Genomic DNA, 20,911 nt, shown 5'->3' with positions numbered 1-20,911 from the left:
ATATGAAAGGACATCATGTCGCGGACAAGCGGGGCTCATCTGGGGATGGGCGGGGTCTGTGCCGGCCTCATCGGGAGCAAGCCCCACCACAGCATGTCAGTCGAACATGAACAGCGCATCATTACTGAACTGCGCCTCGAACCGATGCGCCGGCATCGGCCGCCCGAACAGGTAACCCTGCACCTCATCGCAGCCATGCTCACGCAGGAAGTCCAGTTGCTCATGGGTTTCCACGCCCTCGGCAATCACCGCCAGGTTCAAGCTGTGGGCCATGGCGATAATCGCGCGGGCGATCTGTGCATCCTGCTCGCCGGACGGCAGGCCGTCGACGAAGGTGCGGTCGATCTTCAAGACGTCGATAGGGAACTGCTTGAGGTAGTTGAGCGAGGAATAACCGGTGCCGAAATCGTCCACCGCAATGCTCAGGCCCAGGTTTTTCAGACTGTCGAGAATGTGCAGGGCTTCGTTGACTTCGCGCATCAGGATACTTTCGGTCAGCTCCAGCTCCAGGCACGCCGGTGGCAGGCCGGTGTCCTTGAGGATGGTGGCGATGCGGGTGCCCAGTTGCCCGTCGGAGAACTGCCGCGCCGAGATGTTCACCGAGACTTTCGGCACGCGCACCTTGTTCTGGTGCCAGGTCTTGAGCTGGCGACAGGCCTCGCTGATCACCCAGTCGCCGACGTCCACCACCAGGCCCAATTCTTCCAACACCGGGATAAAGTCCCCCGGCGGCACCAGCCCGCGACGTGGATGACGCCAGCGCAGCAGGGCCTCGGCACCGGTCAGGCGTTTGCCGTCGCCGCTGAACTGCGGCTGGTAATACAGGACGAATTCGTTCTGTTCCAGGGCGTGGCGCAAGTCGCTTTCCAGCTCCAGGCGTTCCAGGGCGCTGGCGTTCATGTCGGCCTGGTAGAACTGGAAGTTGTTCTTGCCGCGCTCTTTGGCGTGATACATCGCGGTGTCGGCGTTTTTCATGAGCTGGCTCAGTTCGTTGCCGTCCTGGGGGCTGAGGGCGATGCCGATACTGGCGGTCACGAAAAACTCGCGGCCTTCGAGTACGAAGGGTTTGACCAGGCTGGCGAGGATCTGCTCGGCCACATGAATCGCACGGTTGAGCGCCATTTCACGATTGACCCGCGGTTGCAGCAGCAACGTGAACTCATCGCCGCCCATGCGCGCCACGGTGTCGTCTTCGGCCACGCAACCGAGCAGGCGAGTCGCCATTTCCTTGAGCATGCGGTCGCCGGCGGCGTGGCCGAGGGAGTCGTTGATCGGTTTGAAGCGGTCAAGATCGAGGAACATCAGCACCACCCACGACTTCTGCCGCTCGGCGGCCTGCAACGCGGTGTGCAGGCGGTCCTGGAACAGCGTGCGGTTGGGCAGGTGGGTCAGGGCGTCGTAATAGGCCAGGCGGTGGATGCGCTGTTCGCTGGCCTTGCGTTCGCTGATATCGCTGAAGAAACACACGTAGCTGGCCAGGTCGCCCTCATCGTCGAACACCGCGGTAATGCCGACCCAGGCCGGGTAATGCTCGCCGTTGCGGCGTTTGAGCCACACTTCGCCTTCCCAGGTGCTGTGCTGGTGCAGTTGCTTGAGCACGTAGCGCAGGTGGGCTTCCTGCTGTTCATCGACGGTGAGCATGTTCGGCAATTGGTCGAGTACGTCGCTCACCGCATACCCGCTGACCCGGCTGAACGCCTCGTTGGCCTGCACGATATAGCCCGCCGGGTCGGTGATCAGGATCGCCGAGGTGGAGTGTTCAAAGACCGTGGCGGCCATGCGCAGGTCTTTCTCGGCGCGGCGTTGCTGGCTGATGTCGCGGCCCACACCGAGGATGCCCTCGAATGCGCCGTGTTCGTCCCACACCAGCACCAGGCGCAACTCGATCGGCACTTTGCGGCCGTCGGCGCGCAGGCAATCGAACAGGAACAGCTGGGTCTGCACTTCATCGCGCAGGGTGTTCAGCGCCTGGACGTCGCCAAGCGCGCGGCTGACCCGCTCCATCAGGCTGTAGATGCCGGCCAGTTGTTTTGGGTTGGCGATGATCGATTGCCAGCCGTTCTTGAACACCCAGTCCACGTCGTAGCCCAGCACGGCATTGACCGATGGGCTGACGTAGTTGAGGGCCAACCGGCTGTCGGTGGAACAGATCACGTCACTGATGCTTTCGGCCAGCATGCGGTAGCGTTGTTCGCTGTCGCGCAGGGATTCGCTGGCTTCTATCTGGTCGGTAATGTCCTTGGCCACGCCGATGATGCGCGTGACCTGGCTGCTCTTGTCCCTGGCCAGGGCCTGTTCGCGAATATCGAAGCGTCGCCATGCGTTGTTGCGATGGCGAAAGCGCAACTGGCAGTGCAGTTGGGCGCAATAGCCGGCCTGGCGCTGTTGCTGGCGCAAGTCGTGGTAGTGCTCGGCGTCTTCGGGGTGCAGCAGGATTTCCCAGAAGTACTCACCCATTTGCTGCAGTTCGGCCTTGGTATAGCCGAGGGTGTGGCCCAGGTGGTGGTTGCTGAAAATCATGCGCTGGCTGATCACGTCCTGCACATACAGGTGGTCGGGCACGGTACGCACCACGTCCGACCAGAAACCTTCGCGCTCCACCAGCGACAGCTCGATCAGCTTGCGGCTGGTGATATCGCTGATGCTGAGGATCACTGCCTTGAAATCGTCCTGCTGCTCCGGCAAGCGCATCACCAGCCACAGGTATTGCTCGTTGCCGACCACGTCCTGACACTGGATTTCCAGCTCCAGCTGGTTCTGGTGGGTCTGCACCGCGTCGAGTATCCGGTGGCCAATGGAGGTGGCGTTGTCCGGGCAATCATTGATAAGCCGTTCCCAGGCGTCCTCGCAAGACGACACGTTCAGCAGGCGCACCGCCACCTGGTTGACCTCGGTGATGCGCAGCTCCTTGAGCAGTCGCTTGTGCCCATCGGGATGGTCCTGCAACCAAAGACGCAGTTGCTCACGGGTCTGCATGTACGGCTTGTCAAAAAAGCTGTTCAGGCCCGAAAGGTCGAGCACGCACAGGGCCACGCCGGTGCCTTCGAAAATATCCTGGTAGCGCCGTCGGCCTTCGTGTACCTGGCGTTGGCGGCGACGCATGTTCAACAGCACGATCACCGGGATCAGCGAGAACGCCAGGCCCAGCAGGCATTTGCCGATAAACGCCGGGAGCAATTGTTCCAGCACGGCGGAGCGGTCGAACAACCCGCGCAATTGCCAGTCGCTTTTGCTCAGGGGCGTGACCAGTACGCTTTTGCTCAGCTCGTCCGGCGTCAGGGTATTGGCCCATTGCGTCGGCAGGCCACTGTCACGACTGACCAAGCGTTGGTTCAGGCGATTTTCGATGACCCACATGGGGCGCTGGCCGTCGTTGTCCTGGTGAGTGAGATTGGCCAGGTAGTCGGGCGCCAGGCGCAGCGCCCAGTAGAGCCTCGAACCTCCGCTGGGCTGATGCAGCAACAGGTAGATGAGGGTGCCGTCGTCATTGTTGCTCAGGTAGTAAGACTGGCCGTGGCTGCGCTGCACCAGGTCTTCGAGAAAAGGGCTGTCCTGGCTGTCGGTGGCGCTGTCGCTGATCATGGCGCCGCTCGGCGCGAGCACGGCAATGCTGCGCAGCTCCGGCAGGGAGCGTTGCAGCGTGCGGGTCAAGGCTTGTTGCTGTTCGGCGTCATGGGGCGGCTCGACCATCGGTAGCAGGTTCAACGCGATCTTGGCGCTCAGGGCCATGTTCAGGCTGATCTGTTCCGCCAGGTCGGCGCTGTAGTCGATGGTGTATTGCTGCTGGTTTTTCTGGTTTTGCTGCAACTGGTCGAGCAATTGCCAGAATAATAAGGCGAGCAGCATGAGGACGAGCGTCGCCAACGCGCCTTTGAGGGTACCGTGCAGAGGCGCTCCCGACGCTATATGAGCGGCGCGCAAGGGGGCTGGCGGGGTGACTTTGGACAAGCTGTGATCCTGCGGTTTGGCTGGATTGGAGCGCGACGTGCACTATAAGCTGGACTCCGAAGGGCGGCTAGCATGCCCTGGCTTGTGGCAAAGTGCCAGCCCCGCTCGGCTGAACGTTATTGTGTCTGGATGTGTCAGTCGTCCGGTTCAATCGATTTGTTGTCCTGGCTGAGCATTTTCGTCCGGGTGGCGGTTACGTAGCTTTGTGAAAGGCAAATGCCGTTCACAGGGATACGTCATGAATAGTTTTCTGCACACTTCAAGCCAAGATGAAAATGATCATGCACGGTTCGAAATAATTAGAAGAAGCGAGCAAAGTGCACCGGAAACATTAGCGTATATCAGGGAAATTTATCAGCGCCGCTACGGGGCCGAGATGACGCCCGGTTCCGACTGGCTGGTGGCGCGTCGCAACGTGGTCAGCGGTGCGTTGACCGCCTGCGCGGGCATCTCCTTCGCGTCGCCCACCCAGCCCCTTTTTTCCGAGCGCTATTTCGATGCGCCTATCGAAACCGTACTGGCCGGCCTGAGCAAGCAGGTCCTGCGGCGTGAGCACATCGTCGAAATCGGCTCGCTGGCGTCTGACGACTCCCATGCCGCGGCGGAAATCATCAAGGCGCTGCCGATACTGGCCTGGTTCATGGGCGCGAAAGCCATTCTGTGCACCTCCACGCGCAGGTTGCGCGTCTTGCTCAAATACCACGGGATCCCTTTGCGGGTCACGGGCGAGGCTGAAAGTACCCGGCTGTCGCCGCAGGAGCGGCAGCAGTGGGGGACTTACTACGCGCAATCGCCGCAGACCGGCGTGATTCTCCTCGAAGAATGCTCACACCTGTTCAACCAGTATTGCGGTCGGTTGAAGTTTTCGGCGTTTGACCACTTGGCCGCCCACACCGAGCAGGTGGCGGCATGAAGGTCCTGAATGAAATCCTCGCCCAGGCCGTGCGCACACCGGATGCGCCTGCCGTGGTGCAGTTGGCGTCCGATTGCGCGGCGCCCGAGGCGGTAGCGCTCACTTATCGGCAACTGGTGGTCCAGGCGCAGCGCTTGGCGGACACCCTGAGCGATGAAACGCCTGCGGCCGGTCAGGTCGGGCTGGTCATGGTTAACAGCGTCGAGTGGGTGTTGGCTGATCTGGCATTAATGCTCGGCGAACGCGTGGAGGTACCCGTGCCCCTGGCGTTTTCCGTGGATCAGGCGCGGCATCTGTTGCAGGGGTGCACGCAGGTTCTGGTCGATGAAATGGGCGCACGCACCCTGGACCTGTGGCGTAGCGCCGGGCTTGTGCTATCGGCGCCGGTTCGCCGCGTGTCGGTGGCCAATGAGGCCTCGCCGGGCGAAATACCGTGCCCTGCCTCGGATAGCGACGCCGACAGCGTGATCAAGGTAATTCACACCTCCGGTACGACCTCGCGCCCCAAAGGCGTGAAGATTCGACGCGACGGCTTGGGGGCGCTGGTCGAGGCCCTGTGGCAGCGGGCGCGGCGCGATGATTATCAGCGCTACCTGGTGCTGGTGCCTTTGAGTCTGTTGATCGAGCAGGTCACGGCGCTCTATATGCCCTTGACCTCCGGCGGCGCGGTGCTGCTGCCCGCGCCCGGCCTCGCGCCCCTGGGCAGCCCGGGGGTGATCGCCGAAGACCGACTGGACGTGATCCGCCAGGCACGCCCCACCGCCATGACGCTGACGCCGGCGCTGGTCGAGGCGATTGCCCGGCGCGCCGACAGCCTGGGGCCCGCCGAACGTATCGAACACCTGTTCGGCACGCCGCGCTTGCCGTTGCTGGCGGCCGGTGGCGGCCCTGTGGACGTCGAGGTCCTGATGCGCCTGCAGCAAGCGGGCATTGAGGTGTTTCAAGGGTATGGCCTCAGCGAAAACAGCTCGGTGGCGACCTGGAATTTCCGTGGCGCGAACCGCCTGGGCAGCGTCGGGCAAGCGCTGGCGCACGTCACATTGCGCCTGGGCGCAGACGGTGAGCTGCAACTGCGCAGCAGTTCGCTGTTTGCCGGCTACACCAATGAAGACCCCAGCAGTTGCGCCATCGATGCCGAGGGCTGGCTGCACACCGGCGACCTGGCCCGGATCGACGCCGATGGCTTCGTCAGCATCATCGGTCGCAAGAAAACCATGATCATCACCGGCAATGGTCGCAACGTCTCGCCCGAATGGCTCGAAGCTGCTTACCGGCAAGTACCGGGCGTGGAGCAGGCGATTGTCTACGGCGACCGGCAGGCGTTCATGGGCGGGGTGTTCATCATCGACGTCCAGGCCGACCCGGCCGACGTCGGCGCCGCCATCGCAGCGTTCGCCCGCACGCACCTCAACGAGATTGAACAGATTGCGCAGCCATTGCTGATTCCGCGCAGCGAGGAGGTCATGGGTCGATTGTTCACCGTGACCGGACGGCCCCGTCGCGACCAGGTGCCTGCGTTTCTGGATGCCCATACCGCGAGGATTTGCGCATGACGCTCACGACTTCCCCCCACACCGCCCACGCCGGCCTGATCGTTACGCCCCAGGGGCCGCGGCAACTGGATGCACTGGAACCCGAGGTGCTCAAGCAGTGGCTGATGACCCATGGTTATCTGGTACTGCGTGGTTTTGAGCACAGCATTGACGCGTTCTCCCGGTTGGTACGGCAAAGCAGCAGCCGGATCAGCCTGGACCCCGCACGCAGCTTCGATGGCGATACGGCGCAGAAAGTCGACGCTGGACTGGACGCGGTGGGCCTGCACTGTGAAAACGGCAACAGCCCTTTCTGGCCGGATCTCTGCTGGTTCTATTGCCAGGTCGCGCCGGCGAGGGGGTCGCAGACGACCTTGTGCGACGGCAAGGCGGTGTATCGGCACCTGGCGCCCGAACACCGTGCGGCGTTCAGTGAGCGCGACATCCAATACGCTCGTCGTGTCGAGGCTATCAAGTGGAAGACCTATGCCTTGCATGCGTTGGCGCAGACGGAAGGGGCCCCCACCCATATCGAGTCCGTGGTGTTGCAGGACCTGGTGTCGCTCACCGCCGGCAACGCCGGCGCGCAGATCGAACTCAATGAAGACGATTCGATCACGTACCGCTTTCGCACTCCCGCCATCCGCCACAGCCAGCTTTCAGACGAGGCTGGGCCGAGTTTCGCCAACAGCATTTTTGGCCCTTCCAACCATTACGAAGCACCGCTCATCACCTTTGCCGATGGTGAACCGCTCGATCCTGCGCTGCTGCAGGCGGTGGCGGCGGTGTGCGAGCGCTTTACCGTCGACGTCGGCTGGCAGCACGGCGATGTGGTGCTGATCGACAACACCCGCGTCATGCACGGGCGTCGAGCGATCGACGACCCGGCCCGTACCATCTTCAACGCCCTTTCCTATGCCCATTGAGAACTCGCCGATGAACGCCCTGAAAAACATTAATGAGCTGGCCCATATCAACTACCTGCACCCCAACCGCATGGAATGGACTGCCGCCCGCACCGACGCCGAGTTGCAGTTTCTCTCCACGGCCCTGGTCGGGGAGGCTGGCCAGGAAGAAAAAGCGGTGGCCTACCTATACAAAGAGCTGGGGCAACTGGCCGAAATCGAGATGCACGTGGCCAACACCATGACGCGGATTCTCTGCGAAGCCCAGTCCGACAACGACACCCTCGGCGCGGGGGACTCCCTGTATGGCGCGTTGTCGTGTTTCGCCGCCGAAGAAATCAACCACGCCAGCAGCTTTTATCAGTACATCCGGCATTTGTCCGGGCGCGACATCAAGCTCAAGGACAACTTGTTCAACGAGCGCCGGGCGCTCTACGACGAAAATGATTCGCCCAGGATCAAACTGGCCGCCCTGTGTGCAACCGCCTATGTGGGCGAGTCGATCATTACCGTGTTCGAACGTCGGTTGAAGGTGCTCGACCCGATGCAGCGCAGCCTGCTGACGCGCCTCCTGCATTTTCATGGCCTGGATGAGGCGCGGCATATCCAGTTCGATCATTTCGTCTTCGAACATGTGATTCCGTCGTTCACCGCCTCCGAGCGTCGGCGCATGCACCAGTTGATCCACGACACCGAGGCGATGAATACCCATCTGGCCATCACCAGCGGCGAGCAGATCAAGGCGGCGTTCAACCTGGATTACACGCAGAACAATAAAGCTGCCGAGACCCAGTTGGATATGACGCTGCGGTTCCGGGAAATTGTGCAGTCACAGGACCTGATTCGCACCGTCGATGAACACATGGACGTGGACACCGCGGATATCGTCAAAGCGTTCTCTCGCGCCAGCACGATACATACCCAGTACTTTCATTGAGGGGTGCCCCATGAAGTCGCAAACACTTGCTGCACAGACGTCGGTGAGCCAGGGGAAGTACCCGCTGAGTGTCATGGCGGTGCTGGTCGCGCTGTTTTTGGCCGCGATGGACAGCACGGCGGTCAGTACCATCCTGCCGCAGATCAATGCGCAACTGCAGGACACCACGCTGTATCCGTGGATTGTTTCCGGCTTCCTGCTGCCACTGGCGCTCGTCGCGCCGTTGGCGGGGGCCCTGGCCGACCGCTTCGGGGTCAGTACGGTGATGAAAATCAGCCTGCTGCTATTCATTGGCGCCTCGGCCTGGATCGCCAGCAGCCAGAGCATGCTCATGCTGATTGTCGGCAGGGCGCTGCAGGGCACGGGCGCGGGCGGGATCATCGTGCTGTCCTATTCGCTGCTGGCGTCCCTGTTCGAGGGGCCTCGGCGCGCGAATATGCAAGGGATGCTCAGCGGCGTATGGGGCCTGGCCGCCATTCTGGGGCCGGTCGCCGGGGCGGTATTGGGCAGCACCTTGAGCTGGCGCGCGGTCTTTTGGCTGAACCTGCCGCTGGGGGCGCTGGCCTTGTTGGCGCTGTGCTTCGCCCCGACGGTGGGGCGTGGCCAGTCGAGCCGGCATGTTGACCTGCTGGCGCAGGGGGCGCTGGCCATTTTCGCCTGTGCCGGGCTGTTCCTGCTCAGCGGCCATCCGCTGGCATGGATGGCGTATCCGCTACCGACGCTGGTGGTCATCATGCTCATCAGCCTGCTGGTATTGCTGGCGCGCGTGCGCAAGGTTCCGCGCAGCGCCCCGGTGCCCCTGGGCTTCTTCGCGCAGCCGGCGCTGGGGTCGACCCTGGTGCTGGTGGTTACCTCAAGCATTGGTCTTTATGCCTCGGTGAGTCTGTTGCCGGTTGCCCTCAGTCAGGGCGACGCCGGTGGCGCGTTGTCGAGCGGTGCGCTGATCATGCTGGCCGCACTGGGCTGGGTGGCCGGCGCGACGTTCTGCGGCAAGCGCCTGGCGCGCGTCGGGTTCAGGCCGATGGCGGCAGGCGGCATGTCGATGCTGCTGCTCGGGTGCCTGTGCGTCGCGGCGGGCCTGCGCTGGGCATTCTGGCCGGCCATCGCCGTCGGCCAGGTGCTGATCGGGTCCGGCATGGGGTTCACCGCGACCACCACCCTGGTCTTTGCGCAAAACAGCGCCCCAGCGGATCAACTGGGCGCCTACACCTCCACGGTGCAATTCCTGCGTAGCCTGGGGGCGGCGTTCGGGGTCAATGGCATGGTCGCCATAGCGCTTCACCTGCCCCCGGAAAGTGCCTATCCAGGCACCTTCCTGCTGCTTGGTCTTGTCATGGGATGCGGTTTACTCTTCGCCTACGGATTGCCTGTACAACATGGATTACGAGAAGACTGACTGGGGTAGGCATGCATTACGATGAAACACATTATTCAGCAATGGTCGTTGAAAGGCAGTTAACCAATATCGAGGGCGAAGGCGAGCCCCACAGGCACCCGGTCGGGCAATTTGTATTAGTGAAAAAAGGCATGCTGTACGGTCATACGCAGGATCAGCGCTGGTTGCTCAAGCCCGGTATGGCCGTCTGGATTCCGCCGCAGACCCTGCACGCCGGTGTCGCGTACAGCCAGGTGGACCTCACGGTGCTGTACCTGGGCCGCGAACAGTCGAAGGATTTTTCCACCACCCTCAAACTGATTGAAGCCTCGGCGCTGGTCATTGCCCTGTGTGATCGACTGGCCGAGGAAGGCGCCCGGCCGCTGACAGAGGTTCAGCGCAGTTGCATCCTGCAGCTGTTGTTGCAGGACATCACCGAACTGCCGGCCAGTAACATGGTGCTGCCCTTGCCCAGTGACGGCCGGCTCAAACGCGTGACTGATCAATTGATTGCCCGGCCAGGGCGGCGCAAGAGCCTGGCGGAGTGGGGCGGCGAAGTCGGCGCCACCGAGCGCACCCTGACCCGCCTGTTTCGCAAGGAAACCGGCTTGTGCTACACCCAGTGGTATAACCGCCTGTTACTCGTCGAGGCCTATCGCGGCTTGATGGTCGAGCACACCAACGAGCGCCTGGCGCACCACCTGGGGTTTGCTTCCAGCGATTCGTTCGGTCATTGGTTTCGCCGCGTCACCGGCAGCAGCCCCGGGAAAGTGCGCAGCACTTTGCAGGGCGCTGCGGCGAAGGCGGCTTGAAACTGTCCGTTTCGTTCGGCTTTATGGCGGACTGAGCCATTTTGGACAGAATGGCGCTGCCTTAGGCTTGAGGCTCATATCTGATGAGGTTGAGCCTGATGATCGAGTACGACGCAATTAAAATCCTTCACGCGCTGGCAGCGGTCGCGGCGACCGGGCCGCTGCTGGTCGCCCCCTGGTTGTCGGCCCGGCTCAAACACTGCAGCACTGACAACAAGCCTCTACTGCTGCGCGGGCTGGCGTTCACCGATCGTTTTTATAATGTGGGCGGCTGGGGGCTGATCCTGAGCGGCATCCTGATGTTCTGGCTCAAGGACTGGAAGCGCTGCTTCGAGCTCTGGTTTTTGCTCAGCGTGGCCATCTTCGTGCTGGATTCAGCGCTGGAAAAGCGTTTGCGCGACCCGGCCAACGAAGTGTTGCAAGCCTGCAACCCGGATGCCGAACAATGGCAACCGGCAGCCCGGCAAATCCATCGCGGCGTGCTGGGGCAAGCGCTGTGTACCTCGGCGATCCTGCTGGTAATGCTGTTGCACAGCACGTTGGACCTGAAGGTGCTGGCGCTAAAACTATTCTGATGCACCTTGAGCGACACCGGTCGGCGTTCTGCATCTGTGCACAGGGGCATCTTGGCGTAGAATACCGGCCTTTGTTTACACCCGTTCATCAGAGGGCTCCATTTTGGCTCAATACGTCTTCACCATGCATCGGCTGGGCAAAGTTGTCCCACCGAAGCGGGAAATCCTGAAAAACATCTCGTTGTCCTTCTTTCCGGGCGCCAAGATCGGCGTACTCGGCCTCAACGGTTCGGGCAAGTCGACGCTGCTGAAAATCATGGCCGGCGTCGACACCGAGTTCGAAGGCGAAGCCCGCCCGATGCCCGAGCTGAATATCGGCTACCTGCCGCAGGAGCCGCAGCTGGATCCGTCCAAGACCGTGCGCGAAGTGGTCGAAGAGGCCGTCAGCGTGATCAAGGACGCCCAGGCGCGTCTGGACGAGGTCTACGCCGCCTATGCCGAGCCGGATGCCGACTTCGACAAGCTGGCCGCCGAACAGGCCAAGCTCGAAGCCATCCTGCAGGCCGGCGACGGTCACAACCTGGAGCGCCAGCTGGAAGTCGCTGCCGACGCGCTGCGCCTGCCGGCGTGGGACGCCAGGATCGAGCACCTGTCCGGTGGTGAAAAACGTCGTGTGGCTCTGTGCCGCCTGCTGCTGTCGGCTCCCGATATGCTGCTGCTCGACGAACCGACCAACCACTTGGACGCCGACTCCGTCGCCTGGCTGGAGCATTTCCTTCACGATTTCCCAGGCACCGTGGTTGCGATCACGCACGACCGGTACTTCCTGGACAACGTCGCCGGCTGGATCCTCGAGCTCGACCGTGGCGCCGGTATCCCTTACGAGGGCAACTACTCCGGTTGGCTGGAAGCCAAGTCCGACCGTCTGGCCGCCGAATCCAAGCAGCAATCGGCCCACGAAAAAGCCATGAAGGAAGAACTGGAATGGGTGCGCAAAGGCGCCAAGGCCCGCCAGTCCAAATCCAAGGCCCGTCTGCAACGCTTCGAAGAAATGCAATCGCAGGAATTCCAGAAGCGCAGCGAGACCAACGAGATCTACATCCCGGCCGGCCCGCGCCTGGGTGACAAGGTCATCGAATTCAAGAACGTGTGCAAAGGCTATGGCGACCGCGTGTTGATCGACAACCTGTCGTTCTCCATGCCAAAAGGCGCGATCGTCGGCGTTATCGGCGGTAACGGTGCGGGTAAATCCACGCTGTTCCGCATGCTGATGGGCAAGGAAACCCCGGACTCCGGCAGCATCGAGATCGGCGAAACCGTGCAACTGGCGTGCGTCGACCAGAGCCGCGACGACCTCGACGGCAGCAAGACCGTGTTCCAGCAGATTTCCGACGGTTCCGATCAGATCCGCATCGGCAACTATGAAATCCCGTCGCGCACCTACGTCGGTCGTTTCAACTTCAAGGGCGGCGATCAGCAGAAGTTCGTCAAGGACCTGTCCGGTGGTGAGCGCGGGCGCTTGCACCTGGCCCTGACCCTGAAAGAGGGCGGCAACGTGTTGCTGCTCGACGAACCGTCCAACGACCTCGACGTTGAAACCCTGCGTTCGCTGGAAGAAGCCCTGCTGGACTTCCCGGGCGCCGCCATTGTGATCTCTCACGATCGGTGGTTCCTTGACCGCGTCGCGACCCACATCCTGGCGTACGAAGACGACTCGCAAGCGGTGTTCTTCGAAGGCAACTACACTGAGTACGAAGCCGACCGTAAGAAGCGCTTGGGCGACGCGGCGGCCCAGCCGCATCGCGTACGTCACAAAAAACTGGCCTGATTGGGCTGGTTTGAACAAACGGAGCCCTCGGGCTCCGTTTTTTTTGGGGTATTTTCAGGAATACCGCGTTGAATTCATTCGCGAGCAAGCCCGCCCCCACATGTGATCGGGTTCCAACCTTGAAATGCGGTCGAATGTGGGAGGGCGCTTGCCCCCGATAGCGGTCTACCTCTTGGTGCGTCCCTCAGATTTTAAATCCCCTTTTAAGTGCATAAACCCAAGTAAAACTGGATACAGTTATATCCAATGCACCATTTAAATTCACAAAGGCGACATTTTGCCCTGTCGCGGTGCGAAACGAATTGATAAAGTCCGGCCCAATCTCTGTTTAACAACAATCAATTTGCCGAGACTGTTCATGACCGAATCCGTCGAATCCTTCCTCGCCCGCCTCAAGAAACGCGACCCCGACCAGCCGGAATTCCACCAGGCTGTAGAAGAAGTGCTGCGCAGCCTGTGGCCGTTTCTTGAAGCCAACCCGCACTACCTGAACTCCGGCATTCTGGAGCGCATGTGCGAGCCGGAACGCGCGATTACCTTCCGGGTGTCGTGGGTGGACGATCATGGCAAAGTCCAGGTGAACCGTGGTTTCCGGATCCAGATGAACAGCGCCATCGGCCCCTACAAGGGCGGCCTGCGTTTCCATCCGTCGGTGAACCTGGGTGTGCTGAAATTCCTCGCCTTTGAACAGACCTTCAAAAACTCCCTGACCTCGCTGCCCATGGGCGGCGGCAAAGGCGGCTCGGACTTTGATCCAAAAGGTAAGAGCGACGCCGAAGTCATGCGCTTCTGCCAGGCATTCATGAGCGAGCTGTACCGCCATATCGGTGCGGACGTGGACGTACCCGCCGGCGATATCGGCGTGGGTGCCCGCGAAATCGGCTTCCTGTTTGGCCAGTACAAGCGGCTGAGCAATCAGTTCACCTCAGTGCTGACCGGCAAAGGCATGACCTACGGCGGCAGCCTGATTCGCCCGGAAGCGACCGGTTTCGGTTGCGTGTACTTCGCCGAAGAAATGCTCAAGCGCGACGGCCTGCGCATCGAAGGCAAGCGCGTGGCGGTGTCCGGCTCCGGCAATGTGGCGCAATACGCGGCGCGCAAGGTGATGGACTTGGGCGGCAAGGTGATTTCCCTGTCCGACTCCGAAGGCACGCTGTACGCCGAAAGTGGCTTGACCGAAGCGCAATGGTCGGCGCTGCTGGAATTGAAAAACGTACAGCGCGGGCGCATCAGCGAACTGGCCGAGCGTTTCGGCCTTGAGTTCCGCCAGGGCCAAACGCCTTGGGAGCTGGCCTGCGATATCGCGCTGCCCTGCGCCACCCAAAACGAGCTGGATGCCGACGCTGCCCGCATCTTGTTGCGCAACGGCTGCATGTGCGTGGCTGAAGGCGCCAACATGCCCACCACCCTTGAGGCTGTGGATATCTTTATCGCGGCGGGCATTCTGTTCGCACCGGGCAAAGCGTCGAATGCCGGTGGCGTGGCGGTGAGTGGTCTGGAAATGTCGCAGAATGCCATGCGCCTGCTGTGGACCGCCGGAGAAGTGGACAGCAAGCTGCATGGCATCATGCAGTCGATCCACCATGCTTGTGTGCATTACGGCGAAGCAGACGGCCGGATCAACTACGTGAAAGGTGCGAACATCGCAGGGTTTGTGAAAGTGGCCGATGCGATGCTGGCGCAAGGCATCGTTTAAACCTCGGGTTCGACACGCAGCACCTCGATCAACTGATCGCCGACGGGGCGTTTCCACAGTACCTCGTCGCCGACCTGGGCCCCGAGCAATGCGCGACCCAGGGGCGATCCCCAGTTGATCAGGCCGGCGTTGGCGTCAGCCTGGTCTTCGCCGACCAATTGAACACGCTGCTGTTCATCCTGTTCATTGGCAAACGTCACCCAACTGCCGATCTGCACCTTGTCGCATGAGGTCGCCGGCGGCACGACCTGAGCGCTTTGCACCCGTTGGTTGAAGTAACGCAAATCCCGCTCAAGATCCGCCTGGCGCTGCTTATCGGCCTTTTCGCCCTTGGCGGACTCGGCGCTGTACTCGAGTTGCAACTGCGCAACCTTGGCTTGCAACTGCGTCAACCCTTGCGCGGTGAGGCGATTGGGCTGCTCACTGACCTGGCGCTCCACCGGCTGATCGGCCTGGGCGGCGGCGTTGTCTTCATTTACAAAAGCTCGGCTCATGGTGTTCTTCCTCTATGGAGCTTGGGCCATGGTCGCCGCGCTTTAGTTTCGACGGATGTCTGAGAGCGACCTATTGCGAGCGATAGGCCCGCGCCGCATCGCGATCCTTCTCCTGCTGCCAGGCGCGTTCGCGGTCGTCCCAGTGGTTGTTCTTGTAGTCGCGCAGTTCCTCGTTCTCGCGCATGGCCTTGCACTGGCGGAAACCGTCCTCCCAGCCTTCGGCGTAAAGCCGGTCCTTCAGATAGCGCGGTACGTTCTTGCGAAACACCCCGGTAATCACCCCGGCTGCCTGACGGCCGCTGCTGCAACCGTCGTCAAAGCCATCGGCAAAAGCGGGTGGATAACCGCGGGCGAGTAATTCCTGATGGGTGGACTGGCAACCCGACAATCCCACCACCGCACACAGCAATACCGCATACCGCCACATGACGTACTCCCTGGCCGTTTCACGGCTGATAAGGGAAGTTTAGAAGGGGATTTGTCGGGAGGGTGTGAAGGCGAGGTGATAACGGTGTTGGGTCTACGCTGTTTTCGAAATCAACGCCGTACCTGTGGCGAGGGAGCTTGCTCCCGCTGGACTGCGCAGCAGTCCCATTCTTTCTAAACAAAGAGCGGGGCCGCTTCGCGGCCCAACGGGAGCAAGCTCCCTCGCCACAGAGACCGTGTTGTTCCTTAACTTGCCCCCATAGCGGTGCGTCAGATACGCCGCAAACGCAGCCTCGCCAAGTTGGCGTCAGTAGTGATACCACTTCACTTCAAGCATCACTTCATTCACCGGTGTCGACAAGTGGCTGTACTCACGCTGGGCGCTCAGGCGCAGGCCGAGGTTACGCGACAGTTCCCACTGTTGGTTCAGGCTTAGGCTGCGTCGCACTTCGCCATTGGTGAAGAAATCGCCTTTGGCTTCCAGGCTCAGGTTGCCCAGCGGGTTTTTCCACAGCACGCCGGTGTTGAAGCCGGCGGCGGGGGAGATGGCTTCGCTGAAGTCGTTGTTGTGCTCCACACGCACGGTACCGAGGGCGAAGCCGAGCATGTCGTCGCGCAGTTGCCAGGTGCCGCCGGCGCCGCCGTTGACGTGGGCCACCAGGGTTTCGTCGTCGTGTTTGCCCGGCACACGTTCCAGGCCGCCGGTGACTTGCCAGGACCACGGCTGCAACAGGGCATTACGCGGCGTCAGGGAGCGGATGGTGGCCAGGTCCAATTGTTGCAGTTGCCAGTGGTTGCCTTCGTACTGGCGCAGCTTCATTTGCAGGATTTCGATCTGCGCGCCCAGGGGGAAGCCTTCGGCGTTGTCGTTGAGGTCGTGATAGGCCATGCGCAGGCCGTATTCGCCGAAGGCCTTGTCGCCACGGGTGCCGATGCCGGCTTGCCAGGTGCGTGATTCATGGCCGTTTTCCGGCAGGCCGGGGGGCGTGATCTTAAGGTCCGGCGCGGGGTTCTGGTTGATCGCACGCAACAGTTCGAAGCTTCGTTGGGAGCGTGCGGTGTCACGCTCAAGACCATTGGCGCGGTAGCGGCCCAGGCGATAGGCGGCGTCGATGATCAGCGCCTGGCGGTCGCGGGGCAGGGCCTTGAAGGCGGGCGCCTGCAATTGCGTCTGGTCGTCGCTGACCTTCAATACCCATTGTTGCTCGTCACCGTCCAGCGGCTTGGCGCGTTCCAGCAGTTCGCGCTCGCGTGAAGGCCGGTAGTCGATTTTCTCGACCAGGCCCGCATCTTTAACGGCTTTGACCGTGTCGGTCGGGATGGCGGTGAGCGGGAATTGTTCGGTCAGGCGCAGGCCGGGGCGGGCCACTTGCAGCAGTTCCAGCAGGCGATAGGAGCAGTTTTCGTCGAAGAAGAAGTAGTCGAACTGGATCTGCTTGAGCTCCCAGACGTGCTCGACCATGCGCTCGGTCTCGACCTGGGTGAGGTTGAGGCGGTATTCCCACAGGTCGCGGTTTTCGAGGCTGCGGTACTCGGAAAGTTTTTCCTGGTACGGCACCAGCGCGAACAGGCCGGGGTAGCCGCCCATCAGGCCTTTCCAGGCGTAGAGGATGCTGTTGTCGGAGCCTTCGATGTAGGCGCCGAAGTTGATCGCGTAGCTGAGCAGCGCCGTGTTGTTGCTCTGCACGTCAGCCTGGTCGATACGCAGCAGGGTGTGGCCGAACATCGATGATGGGCTGTTGAGGTAGGCCGCCGGGAAGATCATCACCGCGCTGTGGGGGGCGACGTCCTTGAACCATTGCTTGAATTCTGTGCAGTCCACGGCCGGCAGGTCGGTCAGGTGCAACTGATCCTTGAGCCATCGGGTACGTGCGGGGTAAACGCATTGGGCGTGTTTTTCACCCAGGCTGGCCGGAGCGTAAAGCGCTTCAACGGTGGCCTTGAGTTCGGCGTCCGGATGGTGGGCACCCTCGGTGGCGAGGAAAAACTTCTTTTCGCTGACATAACTGCGCCAGCCTTTGAGCTTGCCGGCTTCGTAATGGCCCAGGGACAGCCAGAACGGATCGTTGGCCAGTTGCTGCAAACGTTGATCATCAAGATGCGGTGCCGCGTACAGCGGGGCGCAGGCGAAGAGTGCCATCCAGGCAAAGCGTTTGAGCATAGGGGCAACTTAAGTCGGAAATTAGAGAGACCCAAAGGGGGGCGGGTCCAAAAATAAAACCCGCGCCTGGGGAGGCGCGGGTGGGTCGAGCTTAAGCCTGGGTGGCGTATTTCGCCAGACGGGCGTCACCTTTCAGTACTGCCAGGGTGTTGTTGTGCACATCATCAGCGGTTACGTCGGCCTTGCTGAAGATTTGCTGGAAGTGTTCGTGAGTCACGGCAGCAAAGTGCTCGCGATCTTCCGGCGCAACGCCCAGTACCACGGCGTAGGTGGTCAGTGCTTCACCATTACCCTTGGCCATGTCTTCGGACAGTTCGTTCATCATGCCATTCATGGCAATCCAGGACTTGCCGCCGTAGGTCAGCGCGCTGTTGGTGCTGCAACCGTTGGTGCCCGAGGTCATGCCGAAGGTGGCGTTACCCGAAGTGCCGTTGGTGGTGGACGCCAGGAAGTGAGCTGGGGTACCGCGCTGGCCTTCGAACAACATGTTGCCCCAGCCGCAGTTCGGGCCACCTGGTGATTCAGCCATTGCATTGAGGGAGACAACGGTGAAGAGAGTACCGAGAAGGATCCGTTTCATAGCTTTGTTCTCTTTGTGTGCAAACCAATGGACAAGGGTTCAGGCACTTTCATAGCGCCCTAGGGGCCAGTTATTAGTCCAACCCGCGCAGTTTGGAGTTTAGGCACGTTCCAAGGGTTCCGTGGTTTTTTATAAAACAATCAGCATTGTCGCGATTTTTTTGTAGGACGCATCCCGTGTCCAGGCTTTCCCAACGGCGCGCCTTGCCAGAGCGCGCAAGGGGGAGCCAGAATGCCGACATCTGCCCCGCCTGATGTAAGGAAGCCCGATGCCTGATCCTGTTGCTGCCAGCTTGCGTCTAGCGCCCGAAGCGCTGACCCGTCCTTTCTCCGCTGAACAGTTCAGCTTCTCGACCACCAATGATTTGGAGCCCTTTCGCGGTGTGCTTGGCCAGGAACGTGCGGTCGAAGCGTTGCAGTTCGGTGTGGCCATGCCACGCCCCGGTTACAACGTATTTGTGATGGGCGAGCCGGGAACCGGTCGCTTTTCGTTCGTCAAACGCTACTTGAAGGCGGAAGGCAAGCGCATGCAGACCCCGGCGGACTGGGTCTACGTGAATAATTTCGATGAGCCCCGCGAGCCCCGCGCCCTGGAATTGCCAGGCGGCGCGGCGGCGGCGTTCATCGCCGACATCAATGGCCTGGTCGACAACCTGGTCGCGACCTTCCCGGCCGTGTTCGAACACCCGACCTATCAGCAGCGCAAAAGCGCCATCGACCGCGCCTTCAACCAGCGTTACGACAAGGCCCTGGACGTGATCGAGCGCCTGGCCCTGGAAAAGGACGTGGCGCTGTACCGCGACAGTTCCAACATCGCCTTCACGCCGATGCTCGACGGCAAGGCGCTGGACGAAGCCGAGTTCTCGCAGCTGCCGGAAGTCGACCGCGAGCGTTTCCACACGGATATTTCCGAGCTGGAGGAACGCCTGAACGAAGAGTTGGCGAGCCTGCCGCAGTGGAAGCGCGAATCGAACAACCAACTGCGCCAGTTCAACGAAGAAACCATCACCCTGGCCCTGCAACCGTTGCTGGCGCCGCTGTCGGAAAAGTACGCCGAGAACGCAGCCGTTTGCGGTTATCTGCAAGCCATGCAGGTGTACTTGCTGAAAACCGTGGTCGAGCAACTGGTCGATGACGCCAAGACCGACGCCCAGGCGCGCAAACTGCTCGAAGAGCAATACTGCCCGAGCCTGGTGGTGGGCCATCCGGTCAACGGTGGTGCGCCGGTGGTGTTTGAACCGCACCCGACCTACGACAACCTGTTTGGCCGTATCGAATACAGCACCGACCAGGGCGCGCTCTATACCACTTATCGCCAGTTGCGCCCCGGCGCCTTGCACCGTGCCAATGGCGGGTTCCTGATTCTCGAAGCCGAAAAAATGCTCAGCGAGCCGTTTGTGTGGGACGCCCTCAAGCGGTCTCTGCAATCGCGCAAACTGAAGATGGAATCGCCTTTGGGCGAGCTGGGCCGCCTGGCCACCGTGACCCTCAACCCGCAGATGATCGCGCTGCAGGTCAAGGTGATCATCATCGGCTCGCGCCAGTTGTACTACGCGTTGCAGGACGCCGATCCGGACTTCCAGGAGATGTTCCGGGTGCTGGTGGACTTCGACGAAGACATCCCGATGGTCGACGAAAGCCTGGAGCAGTTCGCCCAGTTGCTCAAGACCCGCACTTCGGAAGAAGGCATGGCACCGCTGACGTCGGACGCGGTGGCACGGTTGGCGACCTACAGCGCACGGCTGGCGGAGCACCAGGGGCGTTTGTCGGCGCGCATCGGCGACTTGTTCCAGCTGGTCAGCGAGGCGGACTTTATCCGTCACCTGGCGGGCGATGAGATGACCGACGCCGGCCACATCGAGCGCGCGCTCAAGGCCAAGGCCACGCGGACCGGGCGGGTATCGGCACGGATTCTCGACGACATGCTCGCCGGGGTGATCCTGATCGATACCGCCGGTGCGGCCGTCGGCAAGTGCAACGGGCTGACGGTACTGGAGGTGGGCGATTCGGCCTTCGGCGTGCCGGCGCGGATTTCCGCCACGGTGTACCCGGGCGGCAGCGGTATCGTCGACATTGAGCGCGAGGTCAACCTCGGCCAGCCGATCCACTCCAAGGGCGTGATGATCCTCACCGGCTACCTGGGCAGTCGGTATGCCCAGGAATTCCCGCTGGCGATCTCGGCGAGTATTGCGCTGGAGCAGTCCTACGGTTATGTGGACGGGGACAGTGCGTCCCTGGGCGAGGCGTGCACGCTGATCTCGGCGCTGTCGAAAACTCCGCTCAAGCAGTGTTTTGCCATCACCGGCTCGATCAACCAGTTTGGTGAAGTGCAGGCGGTGGGCGGGGTCAACGAGAAGATCGAAGGCTTCTTCCGCCTCTGCGAAGCGCGCGGCTTGACCGGCGAGCAGGGGGCGATCATTCCCCAGGCCAACGTCGCCACGCTGATGCTTGATGAGAAGGTGTTGCAGGCCGTACGCGCCGGGCAGTTCCATATCTACGCCGTACGTCAGGCGGACGAAGCCTTGAGCCTGCTGGTGGGTGAGGACGCCGGTGAGCCGGACGCCGAAGGGCAGTTCCCGGAAGGCAGCGTCAACGCCCGCGTGGTCGAGCGTTTGCGTGCAATTGCCGAGATGATCAGTGAAGAAGACTTGAAGGAGGCGGAAAAGGAGTTGGCGCAGCAGGCGTTGGCTGAGGCCAAGCCGAGCTGACGGGTGGCGGTGCTGATCGGGCTATTCGGTTAAAACACCGAATTTGCAGAATGAATCAGATCCCAATGTGGGAGGGGCGGCG

Annotated in this window: 15 protein-coding genes; 10 read left to right on the top strand and 5 right to left on the bottom strand. The window is 61.5% G+C overall.

All coding sequences use genetic code 11. The features are described 5' to 3' along the window. Positions 1-96: 96 nt before the first annotated feature. A complete protein-coding gene (locus V6M90_RS08120) occupies positions 97-3,948 on the bottom strand; it encodes a bifunctional diguanylate cyclase/phosphodiesterase (RefSeq protein WP_305427904.1) in 3,852 nt (1,283 codons plus the stop codon). A gap of 238 nt (positions 3,949-4,186) precedes the next feature. Here V6M90_RS08120 and V6M90_RS08115 point away from each other — a divergent pair, with 238 nt between their 5' ends. The 9 genes from V6M90_RS08115 (at position 4,187) to gdhA (ending at position 14,461) form a co-directional block, all read left to right on the top strand. Then, positions 4,187-4,861 carry a thermostable hemolysin gene (locus tag V6M90_RS08115; protein WP_305427903.1) on the top strand — a complete coding sequence of 225 codons (675 nt, stop codon included), beginning with the start codon at positions 4,187-4,189 and terminating at the stop codon, positions 4,859-4,861. Then, positions 4,858-6,414, top strand: a complete 1,557-nt coding sequence (locus V6M90_RS08110) for an AMP-binding protein (RefSeq protein WP_332846304.1) — start codon at positions 4,858-4,860, stop codon at positions 6,412-6,414. Before V6M90_RS08115 ends, V6M90_RS08110 begins: the two co-directional genes overlap by 4 nt. Next, entirely contained in the window at positions 6,411-7,319 is a 909-nt protein-coding gene (locus tag V6M90_RS08105; protein ID WP_332846303.1) for a TauD/TfdA family dioxygenase, read from the top strand. The genes V6M90_RS08110 and V6M90_RS08105 overlap by 4 nt, the downstream gene beginning before the upstream one ends. A 10-nt stretch (positions 7,320-7,329) precedes the next feature. Then, entirely contained in the window at positions 7,330-8,235 is a 906-nt protein-coding gene (locus tag V6M90_RS08100; protein WP_258317802.1) for a diiron oxygenase, read from the top strand. 10 nt (positions 8,236-8,245) lie between these two features. After that, on the top strand, positions 8,246-9,631 hold the full coding sequence (locus V6M90_RS08095; RefSeq protein ID WP_078826142.1) for an MFS transporter: 1,386 nt from the start codon (positions 8,246-8,248) through the stop codon (positions 9,629-9,631). A gap of 11 nt (positions 9,632-9,642) precedes the next feature. Next, a complete protein-coding gene (locus V6M90_RS08090) occupies positions 9,643-10,422 on the top strand; it encodes a helix-turn-helix domain-containing protein (protein ID WP_141063470.1) in 780 nt (259 codons plus the stop codon). 83 nt (positions 10,423-10,505) lie between these two features. Then, a complete protein-coding gene (locus tag V6M90_RS08085) occupies positions 10,506-10,997 on the top strand; it encodes a DUF2269 family protein (RefSeq protein WP_305427901.1) in 492 nt (163 codons plus the stop codon). A 103-nt stretch (positions 10,998-11,100) separates the two neighbouring features. Further along, positions 11,101-12,765: an energy-dependent translational throttle protein EttA gene (gene ettA / locus V6M90_RS08080; protein WP_003176197.1), complete on the top strand. Its 1,665-nt coding sequence runs from the start codon at positions 11,101-11,103 to the stop codon at positions 12,763-12,765. 358 nt (positions 12,766-13,123) lie between these two features. Beyond that, positions 13,124-14,461: an NADP-specific glutamate dehydrogenase gene (gene gdhA / locus V6M90_RS08075; RefSeq protein WP_141063471.1), complete on the top strand. Its 1,338-nt coding sequence runs from the start codon at positions 13,124-13,126 to the stop codon at positions 14,459-14,461. On the opposite strand, the gene V6M90_RS08070 is transcribed toward gdhA, so the two are convergent. The 4 genes from V6M90_RS08070 to V6M90_RS08055 all read right to left on the bottom strand — a co-directional run bounded on the left by V6M90_RS08070 (position 14,458) and on the right by V6M90_RS08055 (position 18,122). Continuing rightward, on the bottom strand, positions 14,458-14,955 hold the full coding sequence (locus tag V6M90_RS08070; RefSeq protein ID WP_003176195.1) for a GreA/GreB family elongation factor: 498 nt from the start codon (positions 14,953-14,955) through the stop codon (positions 14,458-14,460). The genes gdhA and V6M90_RS08070 overlap by 4 nt on opposite strands. Before the next feature lie 70 nt (positions 14,956-15,025). After that, a complete protein-coding gene (locus V6M90_RS08065; protein WP_003176194.1) occupies positions 15,026-15,382 on the bottom strand; it encodes a hypothetical protein in 357 nt (118 codons plus the stop codon). Positions 15,383-15,688: 306 nt separating this feature from the next. Further along, a complete protein-coding gene (locus tag V6M90_RS08060) occupies positions 15,689-17,542 on the bottom strand; it encodes an Lnb N-terminal periplasmic domain-containing protein (protein WP_332846302.1) in 1,854 nt (617 codons plus the stop codon). 91 nt (positions 17,543-17,633) lie between these two features. Next, positions 17,634-18,122 carry a DUF3015 domain-containing protein gene (locus V6M90_RS08055; protein WP_003176192.1) on the bottom strand — a complete coding sequence of 163 codons (489 nt, stop codon included), beginning with the start codon at positions 18,120-18,122 and terminating at the stop codon, positions 17,634-17,636. A gap of 268 nt (positions 18,123-18,390) precedes the next feature. Here V6M90_RS08055 and V6M90_RS08050 point away from each other — a divergent pair, with 268 nt between their 5' ends. Further along, positions 18,391-20,829: a Lon protease family protein gene (locus V6M90_RS08050; RefSeq protein ID WP_332846301.1), complete on the top strand. Its 2,439-nt coding sequence runs from the start codon at positions 18,391-18,393 to the stop codon at positions 20,827-20,829. The last annotated feature ends 82 nt before the right edge of the window (positions 20,830-20,911 follow it).

This window comes from Pseudomonas lactucae (assembly GCF_036688725.1).
Taxonomy (GTDB): domain Bacteria; phylum Pseudomonadota; class Gammaproteobacteria; order Pseudomonadales; family Pseudomonadaceae; genus Aquipseudomonas; species Aquipseudomonas lactucae.
This window is presented reverse-complemented; position numbering and strand designations above follow the sequence as displayed.